A 14,331-nucleotide genomic window follows, 5' to 3' on the forward strand; every position below is an offset into this window, starting at 1 on the left:
AAATATTTGTGTAAAAAAGCCCCGCTAATTATGGCGGGGCTTTTTTTATTGAATCGTATGTGGTTCTATCTGAACAAAATCGCCACCGCACCAATCGCGGTTACAATCAAAATAAAACGCTTGTAATTTTTTTCGTTGATTTTCTTAACTAAGAAAACACCCAAAAACAATCCCACAAATATGGCAGGGAGCAATCGCAAATTGATCAACAGACTTTCCACGGTAATCGTTTTCCAAACAAACACATGGAACGGCATTTTGAACATATTGGTAATGAAAAACAACCAAGCTGCCGTTCCCACAAATTCATTTTTGGGCAAACGCATCGCCAAAAAGAAAATGTTGGTAAACGCCCCCGCCAAATTCCCGATCATGGTACAAATCCCTGAGAAGATACCCATGGAACCCGAAAACAGCCAATGGGTAGGCACTTTTTTGGATTTACGTCGGTCCCAAGAAACCAACATGCCCAAACTAATGAATATCACCACCACCATGGCCCACTTGAATTCTCGTTCGGGCAGGTCCTTTCCAATCAATACACCGATGAGGATTCCAAGAATCATCCAAGGAAGAAACCTAATGATATATTTCCATTGCGTATGCCGGTTATAATAGATCACGGCAAAAGTGTCGCCAACAATCAAAAGGGGAATAAAAAGTCCTGTTGATGCCTTGGAACCAAAAGCCAAAGCCATTAACGTTACATTAAAGATGGACATCCCCTTAAGTCCTGCTTTGGAGACCCCCATCAAGAAAACGGCAGTGGCAGCCATGGTCCATGCGGCAACGGAAATATCTGAGTACGTGGAAAGAAACATGAAGAATTTTTACTGGTTCACAAAAGTAACCCAAAAAAGCTATCTTTAACCCCAAGCCAAACTTAACAAATGAAACTAGAACTTTTAGATTACATCATCATTTTTGGATTCTTTGCCATAGTCCTTTTCATTGGGATTTATGTTTCCAAGAAATCGGGTAAAAACACGGCAGAATATTTTTTGTCCGGCCGTAGCATGCCATGGTGGCTTTTGGGCTTTTCCATGGTTGCCACTACCTTCTCCACGGATACGCCCAATTTGGTTACGGACTTTGTCCGTACCGATGGTGTCTCGGGAAACTGGGGTTGGTGGGCCTTTTTGCTCACAGGTTTGCTTACCGTTTTTGTCTATGCCAAGCTTTGGAGAAAATCCAACGTGGCCACGGATATGGAATTTTACGATTTAAGGTACGGCGGAAAACCTGCACATTTTCTCCGTGGATTTAGATCGTTGTATTTAGGTGTGGTCTTTAATGTAATGGCTATGTCGGCCGTGACTCTAGCTGCCATAAAAATCGGGCAGGTAATGCTCGGACTGGAACCCGTTGAAACCGTGCTGCTGGGAGGAACCATAACAGTGATTTTTAGTGCCGTAGGTGGGTTTAGAGGAGTGGTCTATACTGATTTTCTATTGTTTTTTGTTGCCATGGGTGGAGCCATTGGAGCTGCAATCTACTTGGTAAATATGCCTGAAGTTGGTGGTTTGGACAATATTTTGGCGAATGCGCAGGTACAGGAAAAAATGTCCATCCTTCCCGATTTTTCGGATACCGATGCTTTGATAGGGCTTCTTATCATACCCTTGGCAGTACAATGGTGGAGTGCTTGGTACCCAGGCGGTGAACCCGGGGGTGGTGGCTATATCGCACAGCGTATGTTGGCCGCCAAAAATGAAAACCACGCCATCGGGGCAACATTTTTCTTCAACATATTGCATTATGCGCTAAGACCATGGCCATGGATTTTGGTCGCCTTGGCCTCTATTGTGGTGTTCCCGGATTTGGAAAGCATTCAACAGGCGTTTCCCAATGTACCGGAGAACATCCTTAAAAACGATTTGGCCTACTCCGCCATGCTTACCATGTTGCCCACAGGCTTGTTGGGTCTGGTTATGGCTTCTTTGGGAGCAGCCTATATGTCAACCATTTCAACACACCTTAACTGGGGGTCCTCTTATATCGTAAATGATTTCTACAAGCAGCAAATCAATAAAAATGCATCAGAAAAGGAATTAGTGAACGTGGGTAGGATTTCCACAGTTGTTCTGATGGTTTTGAGTAGTTTATTCGCTTTGGAACTTAACAATGCCACTCAGCTCTTCGATATTATCATCATGTTCGGAGCAGGAACAGGACTCATCTTTTTGTTACGATGGTTCTGGTGGCGAATCAATGCATGGAGCGAAATCGTTGCCATGTTCTCATCGGGTATTATCTCGATTGTTTTCTGGCAGCTGGAAGAACCGTTGTTTTTGGCCGATGGTGCACCTTTTCCAACATGGAGCAAATTTCCGTTGGTGGTGTTGATCACTACCATACTTTGGTTGGCCACCACCTTTTTAACCAAGCCGGAAGACAACAAGGTGCTCTATCGTTTTTATAAAATCACAAAACCAGGAGGGCCTGGATGGAAAAAGATTCATGAAGAAGCCAAGGCCGAAGGCGTTTCCCTTGAAGATGAAAATGCCAAATGGAGCGTTCCATCAGGAGTTTTGGCCATGATCGTGGGCTGTATTCTGGTCTACGGATGTCTTTTTGCCACAGGAAATTGGATTTATGGCAATTATCCCTTGGCGATTGGGCTTACCGTATTGGTATTGATAGCCACAGTTGTTCTTTTAAGAATTTGGCGCGGGATGCGGAATGTATTTTGATGGGTTTTAACCCCTCAGTTCCAATAATCTGGAAACATATTTGCCGACCACATCAAACTCCAAGTTCACTGTAGCTCCCACTTTGTAGGTGTGAAAACGGGTATGCTCGTGGGTATAGGGAATTATGGCCACACTGAAGCTGTTCTTTTCGGAGTCAACAACAGTTAGACTGACACCGTCCACGGTAATGGAACCCTTCTCAATGGTTACATTATTGAGTTTTGGGTCGTATTCAAACGTATATATCCAGCTACCATCTTTTACGATAATGGATTTACAGCCTGCGGTTTGGTCCACATGTCCTTGAACAATGTGCCCATCTAAACGTGCACCCAACAACATAGCGCGCTCCAGATTGACCACATCACCTACTTTCAGGTCGCCTAAATTGGTCTTGTTCAAGGTCTCTTCTATTGCCGTTACGGTATAGCTGCTTCCATCAATGGCAATTACGGTAAGGCAAACCCCATTGTGTGAAACACTCTGGTCTATCTTCAATTCCGAAGTAATATCCGAAGCAACGGTAATGTGAAGATTTCCACCGTCCTTTTCCAGCTTTTCAACCTTCCCCAAAGTCTCTATAATCCCTGTGAACATGTCTCTTATTAATTGACTAGATTTGTAATGCAAAAGTAGCCATAACGGCATTCATTTTATGAAGGAAAATCAAAAAATAAGGTTGGGCATTTCCATTGGGGATATTAACGGCATTGGGTGCGAGGTGGCACTCAAAACATTTGAAGACCCAAGAATGCTGGAGTTTTGCACCCCAGTGATATTCGCATCCAACAAAACCATTTCCCAACAAATCAAAGATTTGGGAATCGATCTCAAATTCAATGGTGTTCGGGATGCCGGTCAGGCCTTGGAAGGCAAAGTCAATATTGTCAATGTTTGGAAAGAAGTTCCTAAGATTGAATACGGACAAGCTACTAAAGAAGGCGGTGAGTTTGCCATTCGGTCATTGCGAGCGGCCGTTTCTGCGCTAAAAGAGGATAAAATCGATGTGTTGGTCACGGCACCCATCAACAAAAACAATATCCAATCCGAGGATTTTAATTTTCCTGGCCATACGGACTTTCTGGCTCAAGAGCTCGAGGGAGAGAGCCTAATGTTCATGGTCACAAATTCCCTACGTGTTGGTCTACTTACCGATCATATTGCGGTAAAGGATGTGGCCGAAGCTATTACCCCAAAGCTCATCCGAAACAAAGTGGCCACCATGGAAAAATCCTTGAAAATGGACTTTGGTATCCGTCGTCCCAAAATAGCCATGTTGGGCATCAATCCCCACAGTGGCGACAACGGAACCATTGGCCAAGAGGACGATAAAATTCTAAAGCCCACCATAAAGGAATTGTTCGATAAGGGCACTTTGGTCTACGGTCCTTATTCGGCAGACAGTTTTTTTGGCTCTGACAACCACAGTAATTTTGATGCCATACTAGCGGCCTACCATGATCAGGGGCTAATTCCGTTCAAGACCCTTTCCTTTGGAAAAGGAGTCAACTATACGGCCGGACTGGATAAAGTACGAACATCTCCAGACCATGGAACCGCCTATGAAATCGCTGGAAAAGGCAAGGCTGATGAAAGTTCTTTTAAAGAAGCCGTATTCACTGCCATTCAAGTATTTAAAAACAGAACAGAGTATCTGGAACTTACCGAAAACCCTCTTAAAAAGCAGAAAATCAAGCGAGGAGGGTAAAAAGTTAATCTCATTTTGGATATTTGTTGTAGCAAGAATTGCAGTTTTGTAAATTAGTAGTATCTTTGCACCCGCCTTTAAAGGCTGGTACACAAACCTTAAGTGTAGAAATGATGAAGCTGAAAGAGTTTAATATCCCTTTTTCAGGTCTGAAGTTGGGAAAACATAACTTTGTGTACGAGATTGATGATGCGTTCTTTGAATCTTTTGACTACCAAGAATTTAACGGAGCTTCCGTTCATGTAAATGCCGTTTTGGAAAAAATGAGCACCATGATGGAACTTCAGATTGAAGCGGAGGGAACCATAAATGTGGATTGTGATCTAACGGGCGAACCTTATGACCAGCCTGTTGACTCCCATTTAAAACTAGTCGTCAAGTTTGGCGAAGAGTACAATGATGAAGATGATGAAATCTTGATCATCCCACACGGAGAACACCAATTCAATATTGCACAGTACGTATACGAAATGTTGGTGCTGGCCGTTCCACAAAAAAGGGTTCATCCCGGTGTGGAAGACGGAACATTGCAATCGGAAATCTTGGATAAGCTCGAAGAGCTTCAGCCAAAAGAGAATACAAAACCATCAGAAGATACGGACCCCAGGTGGGACGATTTAAAAAAGTTACTAACGGATAAATAGGTTTATAATGGCACATCCTAAAAGAAAAATATCAAAAACCAGAAGGGACAAAAGAAGAACCCACTACAAAGCAGTTGCGCCAACAATTGCCAAAGACTCAACAACAGGTGAAATGCACTTGTTCCACAGAGCTCACTGGCACGAAGGCAAATTGTACTACAGAGGTCAGGTTTTGATTGACAAAACAGAAGAGGAAACTGCGGCCTAACCGCAAACCCCCTATAATACAGCAACTCCCGTTCAATATATCAACGGGAGTTTTTTTATGGGCCCACGTTAACACCCAAAATCGGCTCGATTATCTCGATAAAGTCATATAAAATGACTAATTTTCACACCTTTTGGGTCAAATTTGAATCTTTTTGACAATAAAGAGAGGCTAAAAATGAAGAAAACAACAGCAGCAATAACAGCTGTAGGAGGATACGTTCCTGAGTTTGTTCTTTCCAATAAAGTGTTGGAAACCATGGTGGACACCAACGATGAATGGATTACCACCCGAACAGGAATCAAGGAGCGAAGAATCTTAAAAGAAGAGAACGCGGGAACATCTTACATGGCCATCAAAGCTGCGGAAGATTTGCTTCAAAAAAGAGGCATTGAAGCTTCCGAAATAGACTTTGTGCTCGTGGCTACTGCCACCCCCGACATGCCCGTCGCTTCCACTGCGGCTTATGTGGCTTCGGAAATTGGTGCAGTGAATGCTTTCGCCTATGATTTACAAGCAGCGTGTTCCAGCTTTTTGTATGGGATGTCCACTGCGGCCAGCTATATAGAATCAGGCAGATACAAAAAAGTATTGGTCATTGGAGCCGATAAAATGTCGTCCATCATAGACTATACCGATAGGACCACATGTATTATTTTTGGAGATGGTGCAGGAGCCGTTCTTTTTGAACCCAATGAAGAAGGTTTGGGTTTACAGGATGAATATCTGCGTTCCGACGGAATCGGTCGTCAATTTTTGAAGATTGATGCAGGTGGGTCTATTTTGCCGGCATCTGAAGAAACGGTAAAGAACAAGCAGCATTTTGTTTATCAAGATGGCAAATCCGTCTTTAAATTTGCTGTATCCAATATGGCCGATGTATCCGCATTGATCATGGAGCGAAACAACTTGACCAAAGATGATGTACAATGGTTGGCACCACACCAGGCCAACAAACGCATCATTGATGCCACCGCCAATAGGATGGGCCTCGAAGCTGAAAAAGTTTTGATGAACATTCATCGATACGGTAATACAACATCCGCCACATTACCTTTGTTGCTTTACGATTACGAAAAGCAGTTGAAAAAAGGAGATAACATAATTTTTGCCGCCTTTGGAGGAGGTTTTACTTGGGGTTCCATTTATTTGAAATGGGCCTATAATTCTTAATCAACAACTAACAAAATTATATTCCATGGACGTTAAGGAAATTCAAAGTTTAATCAAGTTTGTAGCCAAATCCGGTGCCAGCGAGGTAAAGCTGGAAATGGAGGATATTAAAATCACCATTCGAACGGGAAGCACAGGTTCAAGCACACCGGAAACCACAATTGTTCAACAAATCCCAGTGGCTCAACCATCTGCCGCAACCCCTACTGCTCCAGCGCCAGCTCCCACACAGGAAACTTCAGCACCAGCACCCGCTGATGCGAAAAAAGCAGAGGATGATTCAAAATATATCACTGTAAAATCCCCTATCATAGGTACATTCTATAGAAAGCCATCCCCGGACAAACCGCCTTTTGTGGAAGTGGGTAGCACTATCAATAAAGGAGATGTTCTTTGTGTGATTGAGGCCATGAAACTTTTCAACGACATTGAATCCGAGGTTTCCGGTAAAATTGTCAAGATATTGGTTGATGATTCATCTCCAGTGGAGTTTGACCAACCCTTGTTCTTGGTAGACCCATCGTAGTGAATTTTAAATGATAGATTTTGGATGACATTTTGTTGCCCAAAAGCATTTAAAATTTAGAATTCCTAACTTAAGATTGTGTTCTATGTTTAAAAAAGTATTGATTGCAAATAGGGGTGAAATCGCCTTGCGGATCATAAGGACCTGCAAGGAAATGGGCATTAAAACCGTTGCCGTGTACTCCAAGGCCGATGAGGAAAGCCTTCATGTCCGCTTTGCGGATGAAGCTGTTTGTATCGGCCCTGCACCCAGTAGTGAATCGTATTTGAAGATTCCAAATATTATAGCCGCAGCGGAAATTACCAACGCCGATGCCATTCACCCAGGATATGGGTTCCTTTCCGAAAACTCTAAGTTCTCTAAAATCTGTGCCGAGCACGATATCAAGTTCATTGGAGCTTCTGGCGAACAGATTGACAAAATGGGAGATAAGGCAACCGCCAAGGAGACCATGAGAAAAGCCGGTGTTCCTACCGTTCCAGGTTCCGAAGGTTTGCTCAAGGATGTTGACCATGCACGAAAGGAAGCCAAAAAAATGGGCTATCCCGTAATGATTAAAGCTACCGCCGGTGGTGGTGGTAAAGGGATGCGCGCCATTTGGTCGGAAGATCAAATGGAGAAAAACTTCAACAGTGCCGTAACGGAAGCGACTGCAGCTTTCGGCAATGGAGGAATGTACATGGAAAAACTGATTGAAGAGCCTCGCCATATCGAAATCCAAATTGTGGGCGACCAATATGGGAAAGCCTGTCACCTATCTGAAAGAGATTGTTCCGTTCAGCGTAGGCACCAGAAGCTTACTGAAGAAACACCTTCCCCATTTATGACGGACAAACTCCGTGAAGACATGGGGAAAGCTGCTGTAAAAGCTGCCGAATATATTAAATATGAAGGCGCGGGAACCATTGAGTTTTTGGTGGACAAACACCGGAATTTCTACTTTATGGAAATGAACACCCGTATTCAGGTAGAGCATCCGATTACGGAACAGGTTGTGGATTACGATTTGATTCGTGAGCAAATTTTGGTTGCGGGCGGTGTTCCAATTTCTGGAAAAAACTACTTCCCAAAATTACACTCTATCGAATGCCGTATCAATGCGGAAGACCCTTACAACGACTTTAGACCTTCCCCAGGAAAAATAACCACCCTGCACACGCCGGGCGGACATGGGGTTCGTTTGGACACCCATGTGTACAGTGGTTACATGATTCCACCGAATTATGATTCCATGATCGCTAAGTTGATCACAACCGCACAAACAAGGGAAGAGGCCATTAATAAGATGAGAAGGGCCTTGGACGAGTTCGTTATCGAGGGAATCAAGACCACCATTCCGTTTCACCGTCAGTTGATGGACCACCCAGATTATTTGGCCGGTAATTACACCACCAAATTCATGGAGGATTTTGAAATGGATCCAAAATATAAAGAAGAACATTAAACAAAGCCCCGATACATTCGGGGTTTTTCTTTTATGGAGTTAAGTTATTGGGAACATAAAAGTTGGTTTTCCCATGTCGATTTTACGATTATCGGCAGTGGCATTGTTGGTTTGAATTGTGCCATCAGTCTAAAGGAAAAGTATTCCAAATGTAATATCCTGATTCTTGAAAAAGGTAGTTTGCCGCAAGGCGCCAGCACCAAAAATGCAGGTTTTGCCTGTTTTGGCAGCGCATCTGAGATTTTAGCGGACTTAGAGCACCACAGTGAGGAACAGGTGGTGCAGCTTGTTCAAAAGCGTTGGAAGGGTATTCAACGATTAAGAAATCTACTGGGAGATAACGCCCTTGGTTTTGAATTGCATGGCAGCCATGAACTTTTCCCGTTAGAAAAGCCTGACTTCTATGACAAGTGCCTGGAATCTGTTCCATACCTCAACGATTTGATGGAGTCTGTTTTTGGGCAAAAGCCCTTTGTTACCAACTCCAACATATTCGAATTCTCCAATATTCAGGAAAAATACATCACGCATCGACTGGAAGGGCAGTTGGATACTGGCAAAATGATGCGTTCCTTGATTCAAAAATGCTTGGGCATGGAAATACCCATTTTGAATGGTGTTCTAGTCGAAGAAGTAATTGAATCCAATGAAGGGGCAACCATTAAAACCAAAGACTTTGAATTTGCATCCAGAAAAGTATTCGTGGCCACCAACGGTTTTGCATCAAAATTGATACAGTCAGAAACGGTAAAACCGGCTAGGGCACAGGTTTTAGTAACAGAACCCATCAAAAACATTCGTATTAAAGGCACTTTTCATTTTGATGAAGGCTATTATTATTTTCGGAACATTGATGACAGAATCTTATTTGGCGGTGGAAGAAACCTTGATTTTGATACCGAAGAGACCACCAAATTCGGGGAAACGAAGATTATCCAAAATCAATTGGAAGACCTGATCCGAAATATGATTCTACCCAATCGACCCGTGAAAATTGAGCGCAGGTGGAGCGGAATTATGGGTGTTGGCAGCCAAAAAACTCCTATTGTTAAACAAATTTCCAATTCCATTTACTGCGGGGTCCGTTTGGGCGGAATGGGTGTGGCTCTCGGCAGTCTTGTCGGGAAAGAACTGGCTGACATGGCTGATTAACTTCAAGTGCAAAAGCCCGAAAATCAAGACCTATTACCACTAGCACCTATAGCATACCGCAAGCTGAGTCAAGTCTAATTTCTAAATTCTAAAAGCGAAGCGGTATTGGTTTAATGGTTATAGATACAAAGTGTAAGGGGAAACTTAACGGTCAAACCATTCTCCCATCCAATAAATTGATGATTCTAGAACCGTATTCCGCATTTTTCTCGGAATGGGTCACTTGAATGATAGTCACCCCTTCATCATTCAATTGTTTGAAGAGTTCCATAATCTCTTCTCCCTGTGTAGAGTTTAGGTTGCCCGTGGGCTCATCTGCCAAAATCAATTTTGGATTGGCAATCAATGCCCTAGCTACACCTACTAGCTGTTGCTGTCCACCGCTGAGTTGAGCTGGAAAAAGGTCTTTCTTGCCCACAATATTGAAACGATCCAGCATATCGGCCACCATGGCCTTACGCTCCGAGCCTTTGATTTTTTTATAGATCAAGGGCATTTCCAAATTCTCTTTTACCGTAAGCTCGTCCAATAAATGGTAAGATTGAAACACAAATCCGATGTATTGTTTATATAGGTTGGACCGATGCTTTTCCTTTAAGGAATGTACGGATTCATCCAAAAAATTATATTCCCCTTCATCAAAAGTATCCAACATTCCGATTACGTTGAGCAAGGTTGATTTCCCTGAGCCCGAAGGTCCCATAACTGAGATAAATTCCCCTTCTTCCACCTCCAGATTAATATCCTTCAATAAAAAAATACGTTGGCCTCCCGAGTTGACCCATTTGAATATATCGTTGAGTTGTAGTAGCATATTGTTTAATTTATGGTGTTCTTTATTCTGATTCCTTTAGACTTTCCAATCGTTTTGAGGCGTTTTCGCACCAATAACAATTGGTTCCAGGCTTTAATTCAAGGGCTATTTCAAAACTTTTTATCGCATTGCCCCTGTCATTTATTAAATAGTACCCTTCTCCAAGGGAGTCCCACAAGTTTCCATCATCTGTGAACATCTCCGTGTTCAACTTTAGGAGCGCTATGCCCCATTCGATATTCTTGTTTTCCGACACTTGTTTAAAACCAATCCTGTTCAACAGTGCCTTATCGGTCAAAGGGCTTCCTTTTGCGTCTTCTAGAAATTGAGGCAACTCATTTACCTTCTCCGGGTTATTGGACCTGATAAAGTCAAAAACCAGTTCATACTTGTTTTTTGGAATAGCCTCGGGTCGGTATGATGGGTCCATAGACATCTTGGCAAGCTCCCAAGCTACACTTTCCGATTGTTGGTTTAAAATAATATTTGATAATGCAATTACTACCATATCATCTTGTACAAACCTCAGAAAGTCTGCAAAGAATATCCCGTTACTTCCATTATGCCCCACAATTTTTTTATTACTTTTTGAATTGAATATGGCCCAACCATAACCATAGAAAGATGTTTCATCTTCATTTTCTGGGGTAAATGCAGTTTCCATCAACTGTTTTGATTCGGGGAGCAATACTGAATTTTCCTCTAGGGCAATGTGCCATTTGTACAAATCTTCCACTGTGGAATAGACATCTCCCTTCCCGATACTGTACCAGTGATTTTTATTGTACGGGAGATGTTCCTGTGTTGTTCCCCAATCCCTCCATTCACCTGAGGTATAATGGAAGTAGTATCCGTGGGCAAACTGCTCACTATTAACGTTGATGCCTTTATAACCCGTATGCTCCATTTGTAAAGGCTCCCAAAAGTTCTCTTTTAAAAAGGACTCATAATCTTTTTCAGAAACCATTTCTATGATGGCGGTCAATAAAATATAGTTTGCATTCGCATAGGTGTGTTTTGTGCCGGGTCCATACATCAATTCAGACTGGAAAAAATCATTCAAAAAAGTTTTCCTACTGGCCTCGTCGTATCTAAAGCCTCCCGTTTGCGGTGATATTCCGGATGTATGTGTGAGCAGTTGATGTATGGTAATTTCACTTTTATCGGATGGGACTTCAGGAAAATATTTTGAAATCTTATCCTGTACTTGGAGCTTTCCCTCTTCCTGAAGTTTTAAAATCGCTATTGCAGTGAATTGTTTGGTGACCGAACCAATATTGAATATTGTTGATGGTCCGTTGGGAATCTTTTTGGCCCTATCCGCCCAACCATAGCCTTTAGATAAAATGACATCTCCTTGCTTGGCAACAAGTATGCTCCCAGAATATCCATTGTCCACACTTTGACCTATAAAGTCATCTATCCTGATTTTGAGATTTTCTTCCGATGTCTCTTGTCCGATAATCACGGCATTGAACATCAAAGACAACATTGACAGAATGAACAGATTATTTCTAAACTTCATTAAATAGTTCATTTTAAGTATTTATTCGTCTCTTAAACTTTGTACAGGGTTGGCCGATGCTGCTTTTACCGTCCGCGATCCCACTGTGATAAAGGCAATCAATGTGGCTGCAAGTCCTGCTGCCACAAAAAACAATGGACTCAGTGTTACGTGGGAAGGATAATTCTGGAGCCATTCATTTAAGAAATACCAGGCGATGGGCGTGGCGATGATAAAGGCCAGCCCCACTAACTTTAAAAAATCCTTGGTAAGCAAAAGTGCCACTGAGGATACGCTGGCGCCTACCACCTTTCGCACCCCAATCTCTTTGGTACGCTGTGCCACTACGAGCATGGAAATGGCAAAGAGTCCCAAACAGCTCAAAATAATCCCCAAAACGCTTCCGCTGGTTATAATGGTGGCCATTGTTTTTTCCCTTCTGAATGTACGGTCGACATTCTCATCCAAGAAGGAGCCTAAAAACTCGGCTTGTGGCTCGATTTTTTCCCAGGCGTTCTTTATGGCATCAAACGATTGTGCAGCGTTATCCGGAGCAATTTTCACATAAGCGTAATACAAGTCCCAATTGCGATTTAAAAATAAAGTAAGTGGTTTTACCTCTTTTTTTACATCCTGAAAATAATAGTCCTTGATTACCCCTACCACCGAATAGGTAATAGAGTCATCCATGGGTATTCGAACAGACAGTGGATCATCTTCCCCAAACTGTTTGGCCATACTTTCGTTGATCACCAAACTTAAGCTGTCCGTACTGTACTCCCGACTGAACATCCGCCCTGAATTAAGTTCTAGGTCCAAAGTTTTGGCGTAATCGTAATCCACCGTCAATGCATTGGTAACCACTCCTTTGCCCTTGTATGCAAAGCCCATGGCACTACTGCTGATACTTCCATCTTTTCCAAGTCCCAAATTACTGTCGGAACCTGAAACGCTTAAAACACCGGGGTTCTGGGAGAGTTCATCACGCAATAAATCCAAAACAGCATAGCTGTTCTTTCTTCCATTCAAGGGAATGGATACTACTTGCTCCTTATTGTATCCCAAGTCCTTGTTGCGCAAAAATTCAATTTGACCATGTAGCACCATGGTTCCGCTGATCAAAATAATGGCTATCACAAACTGAATTACGATCAACCCATTACGCAATCGGTTTTTGCCCAAATCAAGCTTGCCTTTCAATGCGCGAAGCGTACTTAACTTGCTCAAAAGCAATGCCGGATAGCCCCCAGCAATCAGGGTAATGACAAAGACGGTTGTAACAAACAATGCCATTATTCCCGGTTGGGTTACATCGGCAAAGGTGGCCTTGGTATTGAATAGGTTCTTGAACGGGTCTATGAGTAAATTACTGACCACAAGTCCCAAACCTATCGCAATTAGGAAAACGATCACACTTTCCATCCAGAACTGAAAGAACAATTGCTTTTTGACTGCGCCAAGGGTCTTTCGCATCCCAATTTCCTTTAGTCTTTTTTCGCTCAGTGCAATGTTCATGTTGATGAAGTTGGCACAAACGATAAATAGGATGACCAATGCCACACCAAGAATGATGTAGGGGAATGTACGTGCTGTATCCGCCCTGCCCGCTTTATAAGATGCAAAATGCATATCCTTAATGGACATGAGGTGGAACTGCTTGTATTGACCGTTTTCATCGGGCAATGCTCCATCCCTTTTGTCACTTTCTATGCTTCCCTCGTAATGAAGGTTGGCAAAATCCCTTGTATTCTCTTCGAACTGTTTAGTGGTAACCCCTTCTTCCAGTTGAAGGTAAATGGGGAAAAATTGAGAATTCCACACATCTTTATTGGATTCATACTCGGGATGGTTCTCAAACGGAATCACGATATCAAAATCAATACTGCTATTGGCGGGGGTGTTCTCCAATATGGCCGCAATGGTAAAAGGACGCTCTTCGTTTCCTATCCTTATCTGAAGAACCTCTCCGACCACATCGTTGTTTCCAAATATTTTTGTCGCGGTTTCTTCCGTAATGGAAACCGAATTTTTTGAAGGCAATGGGTTATTGGTATTCCCATTAATCCCGGGAAAGGTAAATATGTTGAAGAATTCCGCGTCAACATATTCTGCATCCAGGTCCAAATCCTTTTCCTTATATGAAACCAGGGCGTCCTCACTCAAACTACGTGTGATTCGCTTTATTCCCGAAACCTCATCCTCTAGTGCACCTGCCAATGGAACAGGGTTGGAAGTGCTTGTTTCAGCACCTCTAGGGGTTTGGCTGGTAAGGTAAAGTTGATACGCAGTGTCTTTATTTTCATGGAACTGGTCAAAAGACAGTTCGAACAAGGCTGTCATTGACAATAATATAGCCACCGCAAAGGCGCAGGTTAGCCCCACAATATTGGCTATACTGAAAACCTTGTTCTTAATCAGGTTTCTCCCAGCGATTTTCAAATAGTTTTTGAACATTATTGATGTCT

Annotated in this window: 13 protein-coding genes; 8 read left to right on the forward strand and 5 right to left on the reverse strand. The window is 42.7% G+C overall.

Annotated features, from left to right (window positions below):
• Positions 1-65 precede the first annotated feature (65 nt).
• Positions 66-821: a sulfite exporter TauE/SafE family protein gene (locus EO132_RS02210; RefSeq protein WP_127136402.1), complete on the reverse strand. Its 756-nt coding sequence runs from the start codon at positions 819-821 to the stop codon at positions 66-68.
• Between the two features lie 69 nt (positions 822-890).
• On the opposite strand from EO132_RS02210, the gene EO132_RS02215 reads away from it, so the two are divergent.
• A complete protein-coding gene (locus tag EO132_RS02215; RefSeq protein WP_127136403.1) occupies positions 891-2,693 on the forward strand; it encodes a sodium:solute symporter family protein in 1,803 nt (600 codons plus the stop codon).
• Positions 2,694-2,699: 6 nt separating this feature from the next.
• On the opposite strand, the gene EO132_RS02220 is transcribed toward EO132_RS02215, so the two are convergent.
• Positions 2,700-3,290, reverse strand: coding sequence for a riboflavin synthase (locus EO132_RS02220; protein ID WP_127136404.1), 591 nt, complete (start codon positions 3,288-3,290; stop codon positions 2,700-2,702).
• A 58-nt stretch (positions 3,291-3,348) separates the two neighbouring features.
• Between EO132_RS02220 and pdxA the strand changes: the two genes are divergently transcribed.
• From pdxA to EO132_RS02255, 7 genes are all read left to right on the forward strand, one after another.
• Positions 3,349-4,401: a 4-hydroxythreonine-4-phosphate dehydrogenase PdxA gene (gene pdxA / locus EO132_RS02225; RefSeq protein ID WP_127136405.1), complete on the forward strand. Its 1,053-nt coding sequence runs from the start codon at positions 3,349-3,351 to the stop codon at positions 4,399-4,401.
• 110 nt (positions 4,402-4,511) lie between these two features.
• Positions 4,512-5,045 (forward strand): YceD family protein, encoded by a 534-nt coding sequence (locus EO132_RS02230; RefSeq protein WP_127136406.1) that lies wholly within the window; start codon positions 4,512-4,514, stop codon positions 5,043-5,045.
• Positions 5,046-5,052: 7 nt separating this feature from the next.
• Positions 5,053-5,253, forward strand: a complete 201-nt coding sequence (rpmF, locus tag EO132_RS02235; protein WP_100816683.1) for a 50S ribosomal protein L32 — start codon at positions 5,053-5,055, stop codon at positions 5,251-5,253.
• 177 nt (positions 5,254-5,430) lie between these two features.
• Entirely contained in the window at positions 5,431-6,426 is a 996-nt protein-coding gene (locus EO132_RS02240; protein ID WP_127136407.1) for a beta-ketoacyl-ACP synthase III, read from the forward strand.
• 25 nt (positions 6,427-6,451) lie between these two features.
• The gene (gene accB, locus EO132_RS02245; protein WP_127136408.1) at positions 6,452-6,952 is read left to right on the forward strand and encodes an acetyl-CoA carboxylase biotin carboxyl carrier protein; all 501 of its coding nucleotides are present in this window, start codon (positions 6,452-6,454) and stop codon (positions 6,950-6,952) included.
• 85 nt (positions 6,953-7,037) lie between these two features.
• The gene (accC, locus tag EO132_RS02250; protein WP_127136409.1) at positions 7,038-8,396 is read left to right on the forward strand and encodes an acetyl-CoA carboxylase biotin carboxylase subunit; all 1,359 of its coding nucleotides are present in this window, start codon (positions 7,038-7,040) and stop codon (positions 8,394-8,396) included.
• Between the two features lie 33 nt (positions 8,397-8,429).
• Complete coding sequence (locus EO132_RS02255; RefSeq protein ID WP_127136410.1) at positions 8,430-9,548, forward strand: NAD(P)/FAD-dependent oxidoreductase; 1,119 nt, start codon at positions 8,430-8,432, stop codon at positions 9,546-9,548.
• A 151-nt stretch (positions 9,549-9,699) separates the two neighbouring features.
• Here EO132_RS02255 and EO132_RS02260 read toward each other — a convergent pair whose 3' ends face one another.
• Genes EO132_RS02260 through EO132_RS02270 form a run of 3 tightly spaced genes read right to left on the reverse strand, consistent with a single transcriptional unit; the run spans position 9,700 to position 14,320 of the window.
• The gene (locus tag EO132_RS02260) at positions 9,700-10,362 is read right to left on the reverse strand and encodes an ABC transporter ATP-binding protein (RefSeq protein ID WP_127136411.1); all 663 of its coding nucleotides are present in this window, start codon (positions 10,360-10,362) and stop codon (positions 9,700-9,702) included.
• Positions 10,363-10,384: 22 nt separating this feature from the next.
• A complete protein-coding gene (locus EO132_RS02265) occupies positions 10,385-11,887 on the reverse strand; it encodes a serine hydrolase domain-containing protein (protein ID WP_127136412.1) in 1,503 nt (500 codons plus the stop codon).
• A 21-nt stretch (positions 11,888-11,908) separates the two neighbouring features.
• The gene (locus EO132_RS02270; RefSeq protein ID WP_127136413.1) at positions 11,909-14,320 is read right to left on the reverse strand and encodes an ABC transporter permease; all 2,412 of its coding nucleotides are present in this window, start codon (positions 14,318-14,320) and stop codon (positions 11,909-11,911) included.
• Positions 14,321-14,331 lie beyond the last annotated feature (11 nt).

Source organism: Flagellimonas oceanensis, from assembly GCF_003992595.1.
Classification (GTDB): Bacteria; Bacteroidota; Bacteroidia; order Flavobacteriales; family Flavobacteriaceae; genus Flagellimonas; species Flagellimonas oceanensis.